Source organism: Aquirufa novilacunae (assembly GCF_045310505.1).
GTDB lineage: Bacteria > Bacteroidota > Bacteroidia > Cytophagales > Spirosomataceae > Aquirufa > Aquirufa novilacunae.
Window position 1 is genome coordinate 261852 of the sequence record NZ_JBEWZG010000001.1, and the last position, 20872, is coordinate 282723.

Consider the following 20872-nt stretch of genomic DNA (forward strand, 5'->3'; position numbering starts at 1 on the left):
AGATTATCCTTTCATGATACCTCGCTCTGAATTTTTAACGAAATCTAGGATTTCGTTTACTTCAGGTGAATTTGGTAATTGCGAGGCGATTTCTTCTAAAGCGGCATTCGTATTTAATCCTTTTAAATAAAGGTAACGATAGGCTTCTTGAATGTTATTTATTTGTTCATCGCTATAATTGCGACGACGAAGACCAACTGAGTTTATCCCCGCATAGCTTAAAGGCTCTCTTCCTGACTTAGTGAATGGAGGTACATCTTTTCTAACTAATGAGCCTCCTGAAATCATCACATGGGCTCCAATAGTCGCAAATTGATGTATTGCAGATGATCCGCCAATAATGGCAAAATCTCCTACAGTTACGTGCCCTGCCATTTGGACAGAGTTTGCAAGAATACAATTATCACCAATAAAACAGTCGTGTGCTACGTGAACATAGGCCATGATTAGGCAATTCTTACCTATCACAGTTTTCAGCTTGTCAGATGTTCCTCGGTTGATTGTGACACATTCTCTAATGGTAGAATTGTCTCCGATTTCAGCCGTTGTCATTTCCCCTCCAAATTTTAAATCTTGAGGAATAGCGGAAATAACAGCACCAGGAAAAATGCGGACATTTTTTCCAATACGAGCACCAGGATAAATGGTCACATTAGAACCGATCCATGATCCTTCACCAATTTCTACATCTTCGTGTATAGAAGTAAAAGCATCAATGCTAACATTCGCTGCAATCTTAGCTTTTGGATCAATATGAGTTAATTGATGAATCATATTATAATAAACCTTAGGACTTACGAACTAAACTAGCAGTCATTTCTGCTTCACATACAACTTGACCTGCTACATAGGCTTTACCGGTCATTTTAGCGATTCCTCTACGGATAGGAGCTTGTAACTCGCATCTAAAGATAATCGTATCGCCTGGAATAACGCTTTTTCTAAAACGGCAATTCTCAATACCTACCAGGTAAGGCCAATAATTTTCAGGATCCTCAACAGAACTTAAAACAAGAATTCCACCTGTCTGAGCCATCGCTTCCACTTGCATAACACCTGGCATTACTGGATTGTTTGGGAAATGACCCATGAAATAATTCTCATTCATAGTCACATTTTTCACACCCACAACGCTCGTATCATCTAAATAAATGATTTTATCAATCATTTGGAAAGGATAACGATGTGGTAATAACTCATAAACACGCTCGTGAGTGAAAATTGGAGGCTGCTTAGGATCGTAGACAGGAACCTTATTCTTCTCAGAATCTAACATTAACTTCTTAATCTTACGAGCCAGTTCCACGTTTGAGGCGTGACCTGGACGAGAAGCTAATATTTGAGCCTTGATAGGTCTTCCCACAAGGGCCAAATCACCCATAAGGTCTAACAATTTATGGCGTGCCATTTCATTGTTAAAATGAAGATTTGTATTGTTTAGGATACCAGCTTCTTTTGAAACGGAGATCTTCGGCTTCCCTAATACTTCTGATAGATGGGCTAATTCTGATTCTGAATAATCTTTATCCGCGATGACAATCGCATTATTTAGGTCACCACCTTTGATTAATCCCGCTTTGTATAAAACCTCTAACTCATGAACAAAACAAAAAGTGCGGCACATTGAGAAGTCTTTCTCAAACTGTGAAACGTGACTTAAATTAGCATGCTGGCTCGATAAAAATTTGGAATTATAATCAACCATTACTGCCATGCGGTAATCGTTCAGCGGCAAAGCAGCTAATTCAATACCATTTTCTAAGTCTTTGTAACGTACTTCTTCCGTTAATTCGAAAAACTTACGATGAGCATCTTGTTCTACTAAAATAGCATCCTTTAATGCCTCTACAAATTTGATGGAACTACCATCCATAATTGGAGGTTCTGGTCCGTCTAATTGGATAAGGATATTATCTACTTCTAACCCAACCAATGCCGCTAAAACGTGCTCAACGGTATTTATGCGAGCGCCATTGTGTTCAATCGTTGTTCCTCGCGATGTATCCACTACATAATCAACATCCGCATCTGCGATCGGTTGCCCTGGTAAGTCCACACGCTGAAATTTAATCCCGTGATTGGCCGGAGCAGGTAAAAAAGTAAGATTGGCAACTACGCCAGTATGTAAACCTACACCTGTAAGTGTTACAGCCTTGGTAATGGTATGTTGCTTATTATTCATACGCGTTATTAAGATTCTAATCGTTTTAATAAGTCCGGCAATTGGCGCAATAAAGCGTTGCGTTTTAAATATTCACTGTTAGGAGATGCCGGTGTACCTCCTAAAATTTGGCCCTCTTTACGGACCGATTTAGTTACTCCCGATTGAGCAGTAACAATCGTTTTATCTGCAATACTGATGTGCCCAGCGACACCCACTTGGCCACCGATAAGGCAGTTTTTGCCTATTTTAGTAGAACCTGATACGCCAGTCTGTGCTGCTATGGCTGTATTTTCTCCTACCTCTACATTGTGCGCTATTTGAACTAGGTTATCTATTTTAACACCTTTTTTAATTAAAGTAGATCCCATGGTAGCTCTGTCGATGGTTGTATTCGCACCTACACTAACACCATCTTCTAAAACCACGTTCCCTAATTGAGGGATGGTGGTGAAAGTTCCATCTGCTTGCGGTGCAAAACCGAATCCATCGGATCCAATCACAGCATTCGCATGAATTGTACAAGAATTCCCAATGACAGTATCGTTATAAATAACTACACCTGGGTAGATAACACAATCAGTACCAATTCGTACATTTTTTCCAATTGTTACATGGGCGGCTACGTAGGTATTATTACCTATCTTAGATCCAGCACCTACGCTAGAAAATGTGCCTAAATAAACTTCTTTGCCTATTTCTGCCGTCTGTTCGATAAAGCTGGGTTGTTGAATCCCTGTCTCTTTAATGCTTGTGAACTCCTGGTATTTTTGAAGTAAAATTGTGAAGGCAAAGTAGGGGTCTTTTACCTTGATTAAGGTAGCTAAAGGTTTTTCTTTTAATACCAAATCAGTAGCTATAATGATAGCAGTAGCTTTAGATTGATAAAGAAAGGTTTCGTATTTAGGATTAGCTAAGAAAGATATACTGCCTTCTTGCCCTTCCTCTATCTTGTTAAACGTCGTAATAATTGCTGATCCATCGCCATCTACTGTACCTTGAATTAATTGGGCTATTTGGTCAACAGTAAATTTCATTCGGCAAACGATGTTTAATAGATGCGAAGAGAATATCCATTAGCTCAATTCTCCTTGCAAATATACGCTCTTTGGACAACAAAAATAGTATTTTTTTACAATCTTACTTAATGCTTGGATGGTCGGTAAATCTGATGCTTCGAGTAACTCGACAACTTGACCTTGTTTGTCGACCATTTTTATTGTATTATCGCCCTGTACGTAGGCTGCATTTGAGGTAGAACCTTCAATGACGAAGTAGGATAATTCTTCGTCGCTAATTCCGTATTCTCGTTTGATATTCTCTTCGATTTCCAGTCTTTTTGCCTTAGGAATTGGTTGTGAGCCTAATTTACAGGTGAATAATTTTCTGGCCAAAAAGTGTGTACTCAAATGCCTTAATATCTTATCACTCGAATTCTTCCACTCTTTGATGGCTGCCCATACATCATGGTCATCTAATTCTGTAAACGCAATCAATAGGTTATCTTTCGTCGAAAATTCCTCCCAAGTATGGGTTTGTTTTAAGAATGTTTTTAGGGGGCCTGAACAAGTAAGCTTTTGGCCTTCTGAAAATAAAAATTTAGCTCTTCTTAAAATTTGAATTAACATCGTCTCCGCTGCAATAGCCGTTTTATGTAGGTAGACTTGCCAATACATTAAACGTCTTGCCATCAGGAAGTTCTCGGTCGAATAGATTCCTTTTTCTTCAATGACTAATTGTTCATTATTCAAATCCATCATGCTTAATAAGCGCTCAGAACCGATGAAACCTTCACGTACACCAGTATAAAAGGAATCACGGCTTAAATAATCTAAACGGTCTACATCTAATTGCGAAGAGACTAGTTGATGGAAAAATTTACGGGGATATTTATTCTCAAAAATGTCAATGGCTAGATTTAAACGACCCTGAAAATGTTGGTTCAATTTTGCCATTAATAGGGTAGAGACATCCTCATGTTTCACTTCATTTAATAAAGTGTATTCTAACACATGTGAAAAAGGACCATGCCCAATATCATGCAATAGAATGGCTATTTCCGCACCTTCGCGTTCCTCTGCGGAAATGGAATACCCCTTAGCTTTTAGATTATCCAAAACTTGATCCATGAGATGCATCGCACCTAAAGCATGATGAAAACGGGTGTGGTGTGCACCTGGATAGACAAACTCCGCTAAACCTAATTGTTTGATTCGCTTAAGTCGCTGAAAATAAGGGTGGTCTATGAGCTCTAGAATTAATGGATTATTGATTTTAATAAAACCATAAATCGGATCATTAATAATTTTAGTCGGGTACATGGGATATTCTTTTCTGAAATTTAGCTAAAAAGGTTAGTATTCCTTAATTTTGTGCCACATTGAATTCCTATTATGGGATGTACAATGCGGACTTGTAGCTCAGTTGGTTAGAGCATCTGACTCATAATCAGGGGGTCCATGGTTCGAGCCCATGCTGGTCCACTCTTTTTTTTACCATACTCTTGATAAGAGAGTATGGTTTTTTTATCCCCAAAATTGTAAGTAAACCAATACTACAGCCGCTGCTGTCATTATGATGAAGGCTAATACGCCTAAAATATGGACGATCAAACTGTTTGTCTGTTCCCCCATCACTTCTTTGTTATTATCGAAAAATAATCACTTTTAGGAGGGTGGCGTTAAACCGTGAATAATCGCTGTCATATTATCGCTCAATTAAAAAAAATCCCACGAAGTTGTAGGTCGCCTCATGACCTTATCACTGTATCCAGGGCCCAAAAGATTCCAAAAACGACCCAGTTTTGAACTTGTTTTCATATTCAATTATCAACTACTTGGTAATTTACAAAGTATAGTCATGCATTCAGTATATTTTTGTAGATTACACACATTACTAACCACTTAATAATGTTGTTTCTTTTTCAATCGATTTTTGTCATGACACTTTTTACAAGTTTTATGACTCCAACCATCATTTTTCTGAAATCGAAAGGGAATATATTCGCAAATCCGAATATTTATCTAGCTACGTTATTTTTCATTTCCGGCATCTACTGTCTAACCATTTATTCTATGTCCTTAGGGCATAGTTTTTTATTTACAGTCTTCTTATATGGAAATTTTTCGTCCCTATATTTCCTGATTGGCCCTGTATTATTCTTTTATCTTCAGAGTTTACGAAGTGGTAAAACCCAATTAAATCGCTTTGATTTCGTACATTTTTTACCCTTCATTATCGTCTTTTTGGATACATTGCCCTATTATTTTTCACCTTATGAATACAAGGTGAGTGTGGTGAGGCAAGTGTTTAGTAATTGGACATCTATGTTCACCATTCAATTGGGTTACCTATTTAGTACATCAACTCTTTATATTTTACGTCCTTTATTACTACTATTTTATACGGTTTGGGGATTGTTATATATAAAAAAGAATCAATTGTATTTTTTCAAAGCCACCGCCTTAGGGAAATGGTTATGCGCATTTTTGCTTTTACAGTTATTGATTTTTGTGGGAATGAGTTCTGTTTTTTTGGGAGTTTGGTTAGAAAATTCATGGGGATATACTTTTTTGAATCATCCGAGCGAGATTAAATATATTTCATTAGCGGCCTACATGGTAATGGTTTGTGCGCTTTATTTCTTTCCTCAGGTGATTTATTTAAATGTGGATCAAATTAAAAGATCCTTTAATCCTCAAGAAGTTTATTGGTGGAAATTAGATCAATTAGTGAATGCTTGTTACATTTTTAATAAGCCTTTTTTAAATCCAACGCTTCATTTGGATCAATTCGGTGAATTAGTTCAAGTTGATCAAAAGGAATTGCGCGATTTTTTTGAACTTTATCTTTTCACTAATTTCACTGATGAGATGAATCGGCTTCGAATTCAGTTTGCTAAAAATTTGATTCGTGAAGGATGTTTGCAGGTTAAATGCTTGGATACGCTGCATATCGAATCTGGTTTTTTAAATAAAAGTGATTTGTCGAGGTATTTTGTTGAATTTGCAGGTGAAAGTATGGAAGATTACATGCTTAAATTTAAAATTAATTAATATGAAAGGTATTTTCACGGGTTTGTTTCTTGTCGTTTTCACTACAATGGCTTACGCTCAAAAAGTGGTAAGTTCTGCCATTGGAGCAGGAGGTGCCACCACAGTTGTAGATGGTAAATATTATTCCCAAATCATTGGGCAGCAAAGCGCGGTCACTGGAACATCATCTTCAGGAGGCGTGGTGGTTAGACAAGGGTTTAAGCAGCCATCTTTATTAGAGCGGAGTATTGCTGCATCTGGAATTAAGTTAAATGTGCAGGAAGAAAATCTAATCACCTACACAACCTATCCAAATCCATTTATTGACAAGTTGACGATCGGTTTCTCTGCTACTAGCACAAAGCCTACTTTTGTGGCTATTTATGACCAATTAGGAGCTGTTATTTACCAACATACGTATGAAGCCCCCATTAAGGAAATCGTATTTACTGACTTTTCAGGCATTCGTGTAGGTAAATATGTTTTACACGTTATTTCATCGGGTAAACCGTTTGCTACCACGATAGTAAAAGAATAAGTTTGTTTTTAAAAAATAGCTGCTGTTGGACTAGATCCATCAGCAGCTATTTTATTGTAGGCTTTGAGAGTAATTATTGAAGTTCATTTACTTTTATAACAAAACGTTAACTATGGGTTCAATTTTAGGTCTTTTCTTTCATTCACTGGGTGGCTTTGCTTCCGGCAGTTTTTATATTCCTTATCGGAAAATTCAAGTGTGGTCTTGGGAAAGTGCTTGGATTATAGGTGGTGTTTTTTCTTGGTTGATCGTTCCTCTTCTTGCTGCCTGGTTAACCATTCCTGATTTTATGAATATCATCCAAACGATTGATTCAGGCACTTTCTTCTGGACATTCGTTTTTGGCGTTCTTTGGGGAATTGGTGGTTTGACCTTTGGACTAGCGATGCGTTATTTAGGGATGTCTTTAGGCATGTCCATCGCTTTAAGTTTATGTAGTATTTTCGGGGCTTTAGTTCCCCCTATTTACCGGGAAGTTGCTGGTATAGAAGGAGATACCATCTCTCAAATTATAGGAAGTACAGGTGGTCAGGTGGTTTTGTTAGGCATAGTAGTTTGCGTTTTTGGTATTTTCTTGTGTGGGAAAGCGGGGATGATGAAAGAGGGTGAGCTATCTCAAGAGCAAAAGCAAGAGACTATTAAAGAGTTTAGTTTAACGAAAGGTCTAATCGTGGCTACCATTTCAGGTTTGTGTTCTGCCTGCTTCAACTTCGGTCTAGAAGCGGGTAAGGATATGGCTGATGTAGCGGTAGCGAAAGGATGTGATCCTTTATTCCAAAACAATGTCATCTTTATTGTCGTGCTTTGGGGTGGCTTCCTAACGAATTTTGTCTATTGTATGTATTTGAATTTCTCTAACAAGACCTTTGGAGATTATCTAAATGCTTCAGCTCCATTGCGAATGAATTATTTGTTTGCGGCTGTCGCTGGTACGACTTGGTTCTTGCAATTCTTCTTCTACGGAATGGGAGAGAGCAAATTAGGAAACGGTGCTAGTTCCTGGATTCTACATATGGCAACCATTATCATCACATCTAATTTCTGGGGACTATATTTCAAAGAATGGAAAGGGGTGTCTTCGAAAACGATGAGAACGGTAATAGGAGGAATTGTCGTGATTTTGATCTCTGTTATTATTGTGGGAATCGGCAATTCGATTAAGTAATGCTGTCCTTAATTTATATAGATGAATTTTCTTCTACGCCTAAGTACCGTCAATTAGCGAATGCTATAATTGAGGGTATTCAAAAAGGGAAAATTAAGAAGGGAGAATTATTGCCTTCCATTAATGAGGTAAGTTTTGAGCATTATATGGCTCGAATTACAGTCGAAAAAGGGTATAATTATCTCAAGCAGCAAGGTATTATTGATTCGATACGCGGGAAAGGCTTTTATATTAAGGTCGATGAAGTGCCTCGTAACTTAAAGATCTTTTTGTTATTCAATAAATTAAGTGTCCACAAGAAGATCATTTATGATGCTTTTGTTCAGTCCATAGGCGATGAGGGTTCCATCGATTTTTACATTTATAATAATGACTTTAATCTTCTCAAAAGAATAATCGAAAGTCGCGACCGGGATTATACGCATATGGTATTGATTCCGCATTTTCTAGAAGGAGAGGAGATGGCGGTTGATTTGATTAATTTATTGCCAAAAGATAAGTTGATTTTAGTTGATAAGCTTTTACCGGGTGTTCAAGGAAAATTTGGAGCGGTCTATGAAAATTTCGAAAAGGATATCTACCAAAGTCTACAAGAAGCGAAAGATAAATTAGTAAACTACCCTTCTTTGCGGCTTATTTTTCCAGCTTCCAGCTATTATCCCAAAGAGATTGTACAAGGATTTATTCATTTTTGTAGTGACTTTGCTTTTGACTACCAGGTAGTGGAATCGCTGGCAGATTTAAATGTAGATAAAGGTCAAGCGTACATCACTGTTATGGAAGATGATTTGATATCCTTGCTTGATCGAATTAGGGTGCAAGGTTTGCGCTTAGGTAAGGATATTGGGATTCTTTCCTATAATGAAACACCCATCAAGCGTTTGTTATTTGATGGTATTTCAACTATATCTACAGATTTTGAGGCCTTGGGTAGGAAGGCGGCTGAGTTAGTACTTACCAATGAGCGGAATAAATACGAAAATCCTTTCGTTTATATTCCTCGTGCCTCAATTTAGGCAGAAGATTATTTGGCAATACTCACATTTAACAGCCTATTTACTTTGCATTTTTGCAAAAAAAACGCCATTTTTGTAGCTTAATTATAATTATAGCGACTTTAAAACTAATTGATATAATGAGCAATTCCCCCTCCACCTTATTTGATAAAGTATGGGATTCACATGTTGTTCGTAAAATTGAGGATGGTCCAGATGTATTTTTCATCGACCGTCACTTCATTCACGAGGTAACATCCCCAGTAGCTTTTTTAGGACTTGAAACACGTGGTATTGGTGTGTTATTCCCTGAGCGTACGTTTGCGACAGCGGATCATAATACGCCCACGATTAACCAACATTTACCAGTAGAAGATCCGCTTTCAGCCAATCAATTGTTGCAATTGGAGAAGAATACCGCTAAATATGGTATTTCACACTGGGGACTAGGTAATCCTAAAAATGGAATTGTTCACGTGGTAGGGCCTGAAAATGGGATCACATTACCAGGTATGACGATTGTATGTGGGGATTCTCATACGTCTACTCACGGTGCGTTTGGAGCGATTGCCTTTGGTATTGGTACCTCTGAAGTGGAGATGGTACTTTCTTCCCAATGTATTATGCAGCCTAAGCCTAAGAAAATGCGTATTAACGTAAATGGAGCTTTAGGTAAAGGAGTTACTCCAAAAGACGTAGCCTTGTACATTATCTCTAAATTAACTACTTCTGGTGCTACAGGTTATTTTGTAGAATACGCAGGGGATGTGTTTGAAAAAATGTCGATGGAAGGTCGTATGACCGTTTGTAACCTAAGTATTGAAATGGGTGCTCGTGGTGGAATGATTGCACCAGATCAAACTACTTTTGATTATATCGAAGGTCGCGAATTAGCACCGAAAGGCGCGGATTGGGACAAACAATTAGCGTATTGGAAGACTTTGAAAACAGATGCCGGTGCCTCTTTTGACGAGGAAATTACCTTCTTGGCGTCTGATATTGAACCGATGATTACGTATGGTACTAACCCGGGTATGGGTATGGGTATCTCTAAAAACATCCCGAACGCAGAAGATGTGGAAGGTGGTGTAGCGACGTATGAAAAATCATTAGAGTATATGGGCTTTGCTCAAAATGATTCAATGATCGGTAAGAAAGTGGATTATGTATTCATTGGATCTTGTACGAATGGTCGTATCGAAGACTTCCGTGCTTTTGCATCGATTGTGAAAGGCCGTAAGAAAGCAGATCACGTGACGGCTTGGGTAGTTCCTGGTTCTCATATTGTGGAAGCACAAATTAGAGAAGAGGGTATTTACGATATCTTAACTGAAGCTGGATTTGCTTTACGTCAACCGGGTTGTTCGGCTTGTCTAGCGATGAATGATGACAAAATTCCTGCTGGTAAATATGCAGTGAGTACGTCTAATCGTAATTTTGAAGGCCGTCAAGGTCCTGGCTCTCGCACTTTATTAGCGAGTCCTTTAGTCGCAGCAGCGGCTGCAATTACTGGTGTGGTAACTGACCCAAGAGAATTTTTATAAGATCGAATAAATACAAAGCATTATGGCTTACGATAGTTTTAATATATTGAAAAGTTCTGCTGTACCTCTTCCGATTGAGAATGTGGATACAGACCAAATTATCCCAGCTCGTTTCTTAAAAGCAACTGAGCGTAAAGGATTTGGTGATAATCTATTTAGAGATTGGCGTTATGATAAGAATGATGCACCTAAGGGTGATTTCGTTTTAAATAACCCGACTTATTCTGGTCAGATTTTAGTGGGAGGAAAGAACTTCGGTTCAGGTTCTTCTCGCGAGCACGCAGCTTGGGCTATCTATGATTATGGATTCCGTTGTGTCGTTTCTTCCTTCTTTGCGGATATTTTCCGTGGGAATGCGATTAACGTGGGTGTACTACCAGTACAAGTTAGTCCTGAATTCTTACACGAGATTTTTACAGCTATCGAAGTAGATCCGAAAGCGGAATTAGTTGTAAATCTTCCAGATCAAACGATCACAATAGTGGCAACCGGTGCTTCTGAGAAATTTGCGATTAACAACTACAAGAAGAATAATTTATTGAATGGTTTCGATGACATCGATTATTTACAAGCGATGAAATCAGAAATTAGTGCTTTTGCTGAAAACCGCTAGTCTTTTGAAACGCCACATAGAAATAATGGATACGACCCTTCGCGATGGGGAACAAACCAGCGGAGTATCGTTTTCAGCCTCAGAGAAGTTAACCATAGCTCAATTACTTTTGACTGAATTAAAGGTCGATCGTATTGAGATTGCGTCTGCACGTGTATCTGAAGGTGAATTTCAGGCGGTGAAGAAGATTACTTCTTGGGCAGAAGCCAATGGTTTCCTTGATAAAGTGGAGGTTTTAACCTTTGTGGATGGAGGAACATCCGTTCAATGGATGTTAGATGCAGGAGCTAAAGTGATGAACTTATTAACCAAAGGTTCTCTTAATCACCTTCAACATCAGCTTAAGAAAACTCCAGAGCAGCATTTTAAAGAAATAGGTGAAACGATTTCCTTAGCAAAATCTAAAGGCTTAGCGGTGAATGTTTATCTAGAAGATTGGAGTAATGGGATGCGCAATAGTGCGAACTATGTATTTCAATACCTAGATTTCTTACAAACACAGCCGGTGGATCGAGTTTTATTGCCTGATACTTTGGGAATATTAACTCCCTATGAAGTTGCTGATTTTATTAAGCAATTGATTGCACGTTATCCAAAAACACATTTCGATTTTCATGCCCATAATGACTATGATTTAGGTACAGCGAATGCATTAGAAGCGGTTCGTTGTGGCGTGCATGGTCTACACTTAACGGTGAATGGCATGGGGGAGAGAGCAGGAAATGCACCTCTTGCTAGTGTTATTGCCGTATTGAATGATTATCAGACGGATGTAAAGACGTCGGTTTGCGAAAAGTCACTTTATCGCGTGAGTAAGTTAGTGGAGACTTTTTCTGGTTTCCGAATTCCGGTGAACAAGCCAGTGGTGGGAGAGAATGTGTTTACGCAGACGGCGGGTATTCATGCGGATGGGGATAAAAAGAATAATCTGTACCATAATGATTTAATGCCGGAGCGTTTTGGCAGAGAGCGTAAATACGCTTTGGGTAAAACGTCTGGAAAGGCAAATATTGAGAATAATCTAGCAGCTCTTGGTATTCAATTGTCTGATCAAGATTTAAAGATTGTAACTCAGCGTATCATTGAATTAGGTGATCGCAAAGAGGTAGTGACTCAAAACGATCTTCCGTACATCATCTCTGATGTGTTGGATAGCAATGCAATCGAGGAACGTGTTCAGGTGTTGAATTACGTATTAACTCACTCAAAAGATTTACGTCCTTCTGTAACGCTTAAAATTTCGATTGACGGCGATGTTTTTGAGGAGCATGCGCAAGGGGATGGTCAATACGATGCGTTTATGAAGGCATTAAGTATCATCTTTGAGAAGCATGGTAAAATTCTACCTGTGTTAAAGGATTATGCGGTGCGTATTCCACCGGGTGGTGATTCAGATGCGCTTTGTGAAACGATTATTACCTGGTCTAATGCCGGTAAAGAGTTAATTACAAGAGGTTTAGATTCTGACCAAACTGTGTCAGCGATTAAAGCCACCCAAAAAATGTTGAATTTGATATAATAATATAATAATGGCGAAGAAGCATATTTTAATTGTTCCAGGTGATGGAATCGGTCAAGAAGTAACCGAAGTAGGTAAAAAAGTATTAGAGAAAATCGCGGCTAAATTTGGCCATGATTTTACGTATGACGAAGCACTCATTGGTCACGTGGCGATCGAAGCGACGGGAGATCCATTACCAGCGGAGACATTAGAAAAAATGAAGGCATCTGATGCTGTATTGTTCGGCGCAGTAGGTCATCCGAAATACGATAACGATCCTTCAGCGAAAGTACGTCCTGAGCAAGGTTTATTGAAAATGCGTAAGGAATTAGGTCTTTATGCGAATCTTCGCCCGATTAAATTGTTTGATGAATTATTAAGTGCTTCTAGCATTAAGCCTGAAATTCTAAAAGGAGCGGATATTTTGTTCTTCCGTGAATTGACAGGGGATATATATTTCGGAGAAAAAGGCCGTAAGAATAATGGAGATACCGCTTATGACGTGGCGGAATATAGCCGTTACGAAGTGGAGCGTATTGGTCGCAAGGCTTTTGAAGCTGCTCGCACTCGTAAGAAGCATTTAGTTTCAGTAGATAAGGCGAACGTATTGGAATCATCCCGTTTATGGCGTGAAGTAATTCAAAAGTTAGCCCTAGAATACCCTGACGTAACAGTAGAATACCAGTTCGTAGATGCAACGGCGATGTTATTAATCAAGGATCCAAAGCGTTTTGACGTAGTAGTTACAGCGAATTTATTCGGTGATATCTTAACGGATGAAGCTTCTCAGATTGCAGGTTCTATGGGTATGTTAGCGTCTGCTTCAATCGGTGATGGAACAGGTGTTTATGAGCCAATTCATGGTTCTGCTCACGATATTACAGGAAAAGGATTAGCGAATCCAATGGCTTCTGTTTTATCTGCAGCTCTATTATTAGATATTTCTTTCGGTATGAAAGCTGAATCAGAGGTAGTTATCAATGCTGTAGATCAAGTATTGAAGAAAGGTTTCCGTACAGGTGATATTGCAGATGCAACAACGGATAAATCGATGATTTTAGGAACCGATGCTATCGGAGAAGAAATCTTGAAATTGATTTAATCGAATTAACTCGTATTTTTATGCTCAGTGTCCCCGGATACTGAGCATTTTTTTTACCTAGACATTTCATCTATGAAACACCTATTTCTACTTCTTTTCGCATTTAGCGTTTTAGGCCAAAGCCCAAAAGAGAAAATCCAAGTTACCGATTTATTAAAAATTAAAACAGCCGGAAAGCCGCTTGTATCCCCGAAGGGAAATCAATTTGTTTATACGCTCACTTCGATTGTACATGATCCAGATAAGAAGAATGATTTTGTTTACCAAACTCATTTATACCTAGGTAACCTGTTGACAGGTGAATCTCGTGCATTAACTTCTGGTAAATATTCCATCACTTCGCCTGTTTGGAGTCCAGATGGTTCTAAAATTGCTTTTACGCGAGATATGGGCGCTAAATCACAAGTGTATGTATTAGATTTATCAGGAGGGGAGCCACAGGCGATTACGAGTGTACCGTTTGCTGCGTCGAACCCTATTTGGTCTGCTGATGGTAAGGGAATCTATTTTCAATCATCCTTTACGTTGAAGGAATTCCTGGCTGATTCAGTTTATAACAAGAAAGGAATGATTCCTTCTTGGACTATGGAAAAACCTATGCTTTCAGGGATTTCTAAGAAGGCCAAAGCGAATCCAAATGGGTCCATTGAAGAAGTTAGAGCTTACTTAGCGCAGAATGAAGTGGATAAAAAAGCGAAAGTGATTAACCGCTTAAATTTTCAAGAAGAAGCTTCAACAACCTCTGAATTACCTTTGCCCGCTTTATTCAAAACGACCTTAACAGGTAAACCAGAATTAGTGAATAATCCGTTTCAACGCTGGTCGGATTTCGAGATTTCAAGTCAGGGTATTTTTGCCATTGTTCCAGCGGATTCTCTCGCACATCCTGATAAGGTTTTGGATTCCTATATTGGACTAAATAACAAAATACTTTATCAGAAGAAGGGTTATAAGATGTCTAATTTGACTCTTTCTCCATCTGAAAAGTGGCTAGCTTTTCAAGAAGCTACCTCTACAGGAGTACAAAATGCCTCATTAAATGTCATTTCGGTAAGTCAACCGGCAAAGTCGATTAAGATACCTTTCGATCGGGTGATCACTCAAGTTAAGTGGTCTTCAGATGAATCTAAACTCTACTTTACCGCACAAGATCAAGGTGGGGCACCGTTGTTTAACTATGATTTAAATTCAAAAGAACTAAAGCAAATTACTAGCTATACAGAAGGAGTTTTAGGTTTTGACCTAACAAGTGCGGGTTTTGTTTATGCCAAAACAGGGATCGATAATCCATCCGAAATCTACCTACAATCTGCTGCTGGCGAAAAAAGATTCACTTCCTTTAATGTAGACTGGTTAGCAACAAAAGAAATTGTAAAACCGACTAAACATACATTTACGAATGCCAAAGGTTTGAAAGTGGATTATTGGGTTATGAAGCCCACAAACTATATCGCTGGACAGAAATATCCATTGGTATTAGAAATCCATGGCGGACCATCTGCCATGTGGGGAACGGGAGAAGCCAGCATGTGGCATGAATTTCAGTATTATGCAGCCAAAGGTATGGGAATCGTTTACGCTAATCCTCGCGGTTCTGGAGGATATGGCTCCGACTTTTTAGCAGCTAATGTGAAAGATTGGGGTGCTGGACCTACTTCTGATGTAATGAAAGCCTTAGACTTAACCATTGCAGAAGGATGGGCCGATACGACCCAATTAGCCGTAACAGGTGGATCTTATGCCGGTTATTTAGTCGCTTGGATTGTGGGACACACGAATCGTTTCAAAGTAGCTTGTGCACAACGTGGCGTTTATGAGTTGACCACCTTTATGGGAGAAGGAAATGCCTGGCGTTTAGTTCCAAACTATTTCGGAGGTTATCCTTGGGAAAAAGCTACGAAAGCGATTCTGGATCGCGAATCACCTTATTCTTATGTCCAAAACATCAAAACCCCACTGATTATTTTCCACGGCGAAAATGACTTGCGCACAGGTGTTATCCAAAGTGAGATGTTGTACAAAAGTCTTAAAGTGTTAGGTCGCGAGGTAGAATATGTACGCCACCCAGGTGGTACCCATGAATTGACTCGCTCAGGTAACAACCGCCAACGCATTGATCAGATGTTGAGGACGTATGAGTTTTTCTCGCGATATCTAAAGATTCAGTAGGGGAAAGATTACAGAGTATAGAGTAAAGAGTTAATTAACCACCTCTACTCTCTACTCTATTATCTCTAATCTGAGATTTTAATTAAATAACGGTTACAAATTATTGCGCAGCACAATTTTAACCGTGATTTAGTTAAAATAGCGCCAATCCTCATCCCCCTTCACCTTCAACAAGCACTGATAGATTAACTCGATTACCGCGTTCATATCGTCCTTTGCGATAGTCTCCACAGTCGTGTGCATGTATTTTAGGGGTAAGCTAATTAGGGCTGAAGCCACGCCTTCCGTGGCATAAGCGAAGGAATCGGTATCTGTTCCTGTCGAGCGAGAAACGGCTTGTCTTTGGAAGTCAATCTTATTTTCTTCTGCCACCTCAATGATGAAATCCCGAACATTATTTTGTACTGCAGGACCATAACAGATGACAGGACCTTTACCACATGACATATCACCTTGCGTTTTCTTGTTGTACATCGGTGACTGCGTATCGTGAGTAACGTCTGTAATGAACGCTAAATCTGGTTTCAATCGACGCACGATCATTTCAGCACCGCGTAAGCCAATCTCCTCTTGTACGGAGTTAACTACGTAAAGTGTGAATGGTAATTGGATATTATTCTCTTTGATTTTTCTAGCCACCTCTGCAATCATATAACCACCAATGCGGTTATCTAACGCACGACCGACTAAATACTTACCATTCAATTCCATCAATCCATCCTCGAAGGTAACCACTGTTCCTACGTGGATACCCATTTCTTCGACTTCCTTTTTATTCGCTGCACCACAGTCAATGAAAATATCAGTGACAGCAGGGGCTTTATCTTTGGCAATATCCCTCACGTGAATCGCAGGCCAGCCAAAAACACCTTTAATAACTTTGTCTTTCGTATGAATATTTGCTCGCATCGAAGGAGCGATTAAGGCATCAGAACCACCATTACGACGTAAGAATAAATATCCATTGTCATCAATGTAATTAACAAACCAGGAGATTTCATCTGCATGTGCCTCGATAACAACCTTATAGGGTTGACCTGGGTTGATAACACCTACAGCTGTTCCATAGGTATCAATGATTTTTTCATCGATGAAGGGTTTGATATAATCTAACCAAATCTTTTGGCCACTCGCCTCAAAACCAGTTGGAGATGCATTATTTAGATAGGCGTATAAAAATTCATTTGCGTTCATAAGCGGAATAAAATTTGATTTGATTCTCCCAAATTTACGTTTTTATTAGTTTTTTAATAGCAAAAATGGAGGTAAAAACAGAGAAAGATTGTATTTTTGATAGATTAATAGGTCTAAGAAAATATAAATACAAGAGATGAAGAAAATAGCTGTATTTACGTCAGGAGGGGATGCACCAGGAATGAATGCCTGTATTCGTGCGATAGTTAGAGGTGCTGCCTACCATGGAGTGGAGGTTTATGGAATTGTGAGAGGCTATAATGGAATGATAAAAGGGGATATTATTCCTTTAAATTCTCAATCGGTTAGCAATATCATTCAACGCGGTGGTACTATATTAAAGTCTGCTCGTTCTAAAGAATTTATGACGACTGAAGGTCGTAAAAAAGCATACGACAAATTACAGGAATTGGGTATCGAAGGTTTAGTCGCTATCGGCGGTAACGGAACTTTTACGGGTGCTGAGATATTCTATAATGAATATAAAATACCTACAGTAGGTGCTCCTGGAACGATTGATAATGACCTTTACGGAACAGATTATACCATTGGATTTGATACGGCGGTGAACACTGCGTTAGATGCGGTGGATAAAATCCGTGATACGGCAGATTCACATGATCGCGTTTTTTTTATCGAAGTGATGGGCCGTGACTCAGGTTATATCGCCATCCAATGTGCTATTGCGGGTGGAGCTGAATCTGTGATGATTCCGGAGAATTTAACTTCTGTTGATGATATTGCTGCTGTTTTGCAGAGAGGATTTGACAAGAAGAAGTCTTCATCGATAGTTATCGTTGCCGAAGGTGATGAAGAAGGAAATGCGCAAATAGTTGCGAAGAATATCAAAGATAAAATGGATGAAAATTTAGATATTCGGGTGACTACTTTAGGCCATATTCAAAGAGGGGGTATTCCTACGGCTTATGATCGTATTTTGGCGAGCAGATTAGGTTTAGGTGCTCTTGAGGGCTTGTTACGTGGTGAGAAAAATGTAATGGCTGGTGTGGTAAATAATCAATTGATTTATACTCCATTCCACGATACCATTACGAAGAAGAAGCCGGTTTCAGAGGACTTAATTCGGATGGTGGAGATTTTGTCTACCTAGGCAAATCCAACAACTTTATAAATAACGAATCCAGCCATTTCCCTGATTAATTCAGCGAATTTGCTCAGATTTCGTTCTTGAGGAATAACTAGATCGAGGATACCTGAAGGGGTATCCTTTTTCTTTATATCTGCTGGGTAAACGACCACTCTAAAGCCTTCTTTGATATAGCAGGCTCTAGCTCTAGGCATATGCATTGCGGAGGTGACAAGTACCATTTCTTCTGCCAAATAAGGGGCTAGCATTTTCTTCGTGTAAGTGGCATTCTCGTGGGTATTTCTAGCATTTTCCTCTAAATAAATATCTTTTTCAGCAACACCCATGGCGATTAATACCTCTTTTACTTTTTTACTCTCTTGGGTATCATCTATTTTTAGACCTTTGATATTGACGTTCCCCCCGGTGATGAGCAGTTTTTTGACCATACCTTTTTTATAAAGTAATAAGGGTTGAACAAAGCGATCTGCGGTTTCACCAGTTCTGTATCCTTCACCTGATCGCATCATGCCGCCACCTAAAATGATGCACCATTGAAACGGTTTTTTCAAAGTTGTTTGTGGTGTTTCGTAGGCCAAATAACATTGATTTACAAACCATCCATTCGTCATCACTAACAATAAGGCGATAGTAATGGCGATTAGACGTTGAGAAAATCGAGTAAAATACGCGAATCCTAAAAGTAAAAATATCCAACAAAGTGGTTGAAGTAGGAAGTCAAGTATTTTAGAAAGGATAAAAAACATTGTAAATTTGATAGTGTTGTCACAAATTTATTCTAATCTCATGAAAGTACTTGGATCGTTTCTTTTTATTTTAGTATTCACCACGTTTTCTTTTGGACAGTATGATATTCAAGGTAAAATAAAAGGACTATCTAAATCTGAGGTGTACTTAGCGCATTATTTTGGCTATAATCAACAGGTAATTAAGGATACCGTAGTTGCTAATGAGGACGGGGAATTCCGTTTTAAAGGCACCGATCAATTACCTAAAGGGCTTTACTTGATTTCATTTCTCAATTCTAAGTTTATTGATTTGGTAGTGGAAGAGCCTAATTTTTCATTCTCACTAGATACAACGAATATTTTGCAAAGTATATCTTTTCAGAATTCACCAGAAAATTCTGCTTTTTACGCTTTCCAAAAAAGGATGAATGATTTGTACACTGCTATCAATCAACCTAATATAGCTTCAGCACGGAAACAGAGTCTGATAGCAGAGGTGCAGCAGTTTCAAAAGCAATGGAAGTCTTCCAATAGCCGCTTATTTGTTTCTAAGCTTATCGAGTCTTCTTTTGATCCAGAAATACCTGTCTACAGTGGCTCCTTAAAGAATAAGGCGGACACAACTAAAATGCAGCTTTTTCAATACCATTATTATAAGAAGCATTATTTTGATGGCATGGATCTAGCGGATGAAAGAATGGTTCGGACACCCTTTTTACAACGGAAATTAGAGCGTTTTTTCAAAGATTTAGTCGTTCAAGAGTCTGATTCAATTGCCAGAGAGGCTGATATACTATTAGCAAAAGCAAAGGACACCGAAGTGCGTCGGTATATCATCTATAAAATAGCAAGTACTTATGAGAATAACCCCATATTAGGTACGGATGGTGCTTTCGTTCATATAGCGGAGAAATATTACATCGGGGAACCTGCTTTATGGGATACAAGTACTGTTCGTCGAATGAAAGAACGAATAGCCATTATCAAACCTTTACTATTAGGTAAGCAATTTCCTGCGATGTATTTAACGGATGTTAACGCAAAAGAAATCAAAGTAGGGGAGTTACCTTTTAAGTATACGGTCGTTTTTATTTATGATCCTGATTGTAGCCATTGTAAGCAGGAAACACCTAAACTCGTCGCATTACAAGAATATTTCAAGTCAAAGAATGTGGGTGTGTTAGCTGCTTGTATTGGCAGAGATATGGGGGCTTGGAAAAAGTTTCTAACCGAATTTAAATTAAGTTCTTGGGTAAATGGGATTGATATTCATATGAACCCACAATCGAATAAGGAAGAGTACTATACCGATTTTAGAAATCGATTTGATGTGTATTCTACTCCGATGGTTTATGTACTAGATGCACAAAAGAAAATTGTTGGGAAAAGAATCCCCGTGGAAAATTTGAAGGACTTCATTCAATACCTGGAGACAAGACGAAAGTAAATCTAGCGTTTTGTATATTTCTTGTTGATATACTTTTTGTGCTTTACATTCTTCTTCATTTTATAATGCGTCTTGTATTTCAGACGCGATTTTTGATAGAAGTTTCGGCTAAACTTGGGATTACTTTCAAGAGATAGTTTCTGGTATGGAATGAGCATAAGTTCGTTCTCAAATCCAACGATTTTAATTTTAACTCGTACTAATCCGATTTTCTTCAGGTTTAATTTCTTCGCTGCAGCTTCAGATAGGTCTATCACGCGGCCTTTTCGGTAGGGGCCTCTGTCATTTATCCGAACGATCACACTTTTTCGGTTCGATAAATTTGTTACTTCCACCAAGGTATTAAAGGGGAATTTTTTGTGCGCGGCAGTTAAAATAGTCTTTTTTAACTTTTCGCCACTGGCCGTCTTTTTACCATAAAATGAATTAGCATAAAAGGAGGCGATGCCCACTTTTTCGTATCCTAAATCTTGTGAGAAGGTATTTAGGGATAAAAACGTGCAAATCAATAGAATTATTGATGGTATTTTTATCATTAAAAAGTGATTGGTTTTAGTAAAGATGGCAGTTTAA

General features: G+C 38.6%; 18 protein-coding genes and 1 tRNA gene. 12 read left to right on the forward strand and 7 right to left on the reverse strand.

Going from position 1 to position 20872, the window contains the following annotated elements:
- Positions 1-3 precede the first annotated feature (3 nt).
- Genes lpxA through V7S74_RS01185 form a run of 4 tightly spaced genes read right to left on the reverse strand, consistent with a single transcriptional unit; the run spans position 4 to position 4482 of the window.
- Positions 4-774 (reverse strand): acyl-ACP--UDP-N-acetylglucosamine O-acyltransferase, encoded by a 771-nt coding sequence (gene lpxA, locus V7S74_RS01170; protein ID WP_406776945.1) that lies wholly within the window; start codon positions 772-774, stop codon positions 4-6.
- A 13-nt stretch (positions 775-787) separates the two neighbouring features.
- Positions 788-2182, reverse strand: a complete 1395-nt coding sequence (locus V7S74_RS01175; protein WP_406776946.1) for a bifunctional UDP-3-O-[3-hydroxymyristoyl] N-acetylglucosamine deacetylase/3-hydroxyacyl-ACP dehydratase — start codon at positions 2180-2182, stop codon at positions 788-790.
- An 8-nt stretch (positions 2183-2190) separates the two neighbouring features.
- A complete protein-coding gene (gene lpxD, locus V7S74_RS01180; RefSeq protein WP_406776947.1) occupies positions 2191-3198 on the reverse strand; it encodes a UDP-3-O-(3-hydroxymyristoyl)glucosamine N-acyltransferase in 1008 nt (335 codons plus the stop codon).
- 39 nt (positions 3199-3237) lie between these two features.
- On the reverse strand, positions 3238-4482 hold the full coding sequence (locus V7S74_RS01185; protein ID WP_406776948.1) for an HD domain-containing protein: 1245 nt from the start codon (positions 4480-4482) through the stop codon (positions 3238-3240).
- Between the two features lie 88 nt (positions 4483-4570).
- On the opposite strand from V7S74_RS01185, the gene V7S74_RS01190 reads away from it, so the two are divergent.
- The 10 genes from V7S74_RS01190 (at position 4571) to V7S74_RS01235 (ending at position 15822) form a co-directional block, all read left to right on the forward strand.
- Positions 4571-4644: transfer RNA gene (locus V7S74_RS01190), tRNA-Ile, on the forward strand.
- Between the two features lie 843 nt (positions 4645-5487).
- Positions 5488-6216, forward strand: a complete 729-nt coding sequence (locus V7S74_RS01195) for a hypothetical protein (RefSeq protein ID WP_406776949.1) — start codon at positions 5488-5490, stop codon at positions 6214-6216.
- A gap of 1 nt (position 6217) precedes the next feature.
- Positions 6218-6733: a T9SS type A sorting domain-containing protein gene (locus V7S74_RS01200; protein WP_406776950.1), complete on the forward strand. Its 516-nt coding sequence runs from the start codon at positions 6218-6220 to the stop codon at positions 6731-6733.
- A 112-nt stretch (positions 6734-6845) separates the two neighbouring features.
- Positions 6846-7898, forward strand: a complete 1053-nt coding sequence (gene rhaT / locus V7S74_RS01205) for an L-rhamnose/proton symporter RhaT (protein ID WP_406776951.1) — start codon at positions 6846-6848, stop codon at positions 7896-7898.
- The gene (locus tag V7S74_RS01210) at positions 7898-8914 is read left to right on the forward strand and encodes a GntR family transcriptional regulator (RefSeq protein WP_406776952.1); all 1017 of its coding nucleotides are present in this window, start codon (positions 7898-7900) and stop codon (positions 8912-8914) included. The genes rhaT and V7S74_RS01210 overlap by 1 nt, the downstream gene beginning before the upstream one ends.
- Before the next feature lie 119 nt (positions 8915-9033).
- A complete protein-coding gene (gene leuC / locus V7S74_RS01215) occupies positions 9034-10437 on the forward strand; it encodes a 3-isopropylmalate dehydratase large subunit (RefSeq protein ID WP_406776953.1) in 1404 nt (467 codons plus the stop codon).
- A 22-nt stretch (positions 10438-10459) separates the two neighbouring features.
- Entirely contained in the window at positions 10460-11050 is a 591-nt protein-coding gene (leuD, locus tag V7S74_RS01220; protein ID WP_406776954.1) for a 3-isopropylmalate dehydratase small subunit, read from the forward strand.
- 25 nt (positions 11051-11075) lie between these two features.
- Positions 11076-12569 (forward strand): alpha-isopropylmalate synthase regulatory domain-containing protein, encoded by a 1494-nt coding sequence (locus V7S74_RS01225; protein WP_406776955.1) that lies wholly within the window; start codon positions 11076-11078, stop codon positions 12567-12569.
- Positions 12570-12579: 10 nt separating this feature from the next.
- The gene (leuB, locus tag V7S74_RS01230) at positions 12580-13653 is read left to right on the forward strand and encodes a 3-isopropylmalate dehydrogenase (RefSeq protein ID WP_406776956.1); all 1074 of its coding nucleotides are present in this window, start codon (positions 12580-12582) and stop codon (positions 13651-13653) included.
- A gap of 72 nt (positions 13654-13725) precedes the next feature.
- Entirely contained in the window at positions 13726-15822 is a 2097-nt protein-coding gene (locus V7S74_RS01235) for a prolyl oligopeptidase family serine peptidase (RefSeq protein WP_406776957.1), read from the forward strand.
- A gap of 129 nt (positions 15823-15951) precedes the next feature.
- Here V7S74_RS01235 and V7S74_RS01240 read toward each other — a convergent pair whose 3' ends face one another.
- On the reverse strand, positions 15952-17016 hold the full coding sequence (locus tag V7S74_RS01240; protein WP_406776958.1) for a M42 family metallopeptidase: 1065 nt from the start codon (positions 17014-17016) through the stop codon (positions 15952-15954).
- A gap of 136 nt (positions 17017-17152) precedes the next feature.
- Between V7S74_RS01240 and pfkA the strand changes: the two genes are divergently transcribed.
- On the forward strand, positions 17153-18127 hold the full coding sequence (gene pfkA, locus V7S74_RS01245; protein WP_406776959.1) for a 6-phosphofructokinase: 975 nt from the start codon (positions 17153-17155) through the stop codon (positions 18125-18127).
- On the opposite strand, the gene V7S74_RS01250 is transcribed toward pfkA, so the two are convergent.
- Positions 18124-18702 (reverse strand): YdcF family protein, encoded by a 579-nt coding sequence (locus V7S74_RS01250; RefSeq protein ID WP_406776960.1) that lies wholly within the window; start codon positions 18700-18702, stop codon positions 18124-18126. The two genes, pfkA and V7S74_RS01250, sit on opposite strands and share 4 nt — an antisense overlap.
- Before the next feature lie 208 nt (positions 18703-18910).
- On the opposite strand from V7S74_RS01250, the gene V7S74_RS01255 reads away from it, so the two are divergent.
- A complete protein-coding gene (locus V7S74_RS01255; RefSeq protein ID WP_406776961.1) occupies positions 18911-20299 on the forward strand; it encodes a DUF4369 domain-containing protein in 1389 nt (462 codons plus the stop codon).
- A 2-nt stretch (positions 20300-20301) separates the two neighbouring features.
- Here the strand turns inward: V7S74_RS01255 and V7S74_RS01260 are convergent, their stop codons facing one another.
- On the reverse strand, positions 20302-20835 hold the full coding sequence (locus V7S74_RS01260) for a septal ring lytic transglycosylase RlpA family protein (protein WP_406776962.1): 534 nt from the start codon (positions 20833-20835) through the stop codon (positions 20302-20304).
- Between the last annotated feature and the right edge of the window lie 37 nt (positions 20836-20872).

Coding starts and splice junctions, on each gene's coding strand:
- lpxA (WP_406776945.1), bottom strand. CDS start 774: ATGATTCATCAATTAACTCATATTGATCCAAAAGCTAAGATTGCAGCG.
- V7S74_RS01175 (WP_406776946.1), bottom strand. CDS start 2,182: ATGAATAATAAGCAACATACCATTACCAAGGCTGTAACACTTACAGGT.
- lpxD (WP_406776947.1), bottom strand. CDS start 3,198: ATGAAATTTACTGTTGACCAAATAGCCCAATTAATTCAAGGTACAGTA.
- V7S74_RS01185 (WP_406776948.1), bottom strand. CDS start 4,482: ATGTACCCGACTAAAATTATTAATGATCCGATTTATGGTTTTATTAAA.
- V7S74_RS01195 (WP_406776949.1), top strand. CDS start 5,488: ATGTTCACCATTCAATTGGGTTACCTATTTAGTACATCAACTCTTTAT.
- V7S74_RS01200 (WP_406776950.1), top strand. CDS start 6,218: ATGAAAGGTATTTTCACGGGTTTGTTTCTTGTCGTTTTCACTACAATG.
- rhaT (WP_406776951.1), top strand. CDS start 6,846: ATGGGTTCAATTTTAGGTCTTTTCTTTCATTCACTGGGTGGCTTTGCT.
- V7S74_RS01210 (WP_406776952.1), top strand. CDS start 7,898: ATGCTGTCCTTAATTTATATAGATGAATTTTCTTCTACGCCTAAGTAC.
- leuC (WP_406776953.1), top strand. CDS start 9,034: ATGAGCAATTCCCCCTCCACCTTATTTGATAAAGTATGGGATTCACAT.
- leuD (WP_406776954.1), top strand. CDS start 10,460: ATGGCTTACGATAGTTTTAATATATTGAAAAGTTCTGCTGTACCTCTT.
- V7S74_RS01225 (WP_406776955.1), top strand. CDS start 11,076: ATGGATACGACCCTTCGCGATGGGGAACAAACCAGCGGAGTATCGTTT.
- leuB (WP_406776956.1), top strand. CDS start 12,580: ATGGCGAAGAAGCATATTTTAATTGTTCCAGGTGATGGAATCGGTCAA.
- V7S74_RS01235 (WP_406776957.1), top strand. CDS start 13,726: ATGAAACACCTATTTCTACTTCTTTTCGCATTTAGCGTTTTAGGCCAA.
- V7S74_RS01240 (WP_406776958.1), bottom strand. CDS start 17,016: ATGAACGCAAATGAATTTTTATACGCCTATCTAAATAATGCATCTCCA.
- pfkA (WP_406776959.1), top strand. CDS start 17,153: ATGAAGAAAATAGCTGTATTTACGTCAGGAGGGGATGCACCAGGAATG.
- V7S74_RS01255 (WP_406776961.1), top strand. CDS start 18,911: ATGAAAGTACTTGGATCGTTTCTTTTTATTTTAGTATTCACCACGTTT.
- V7S74_RS01260 (WP_406776962.1), bottom strand. CDS start 20,835: ATGATAAAAATACCATCAATAATTCTATTGATTTGCACGTTTTTATCC.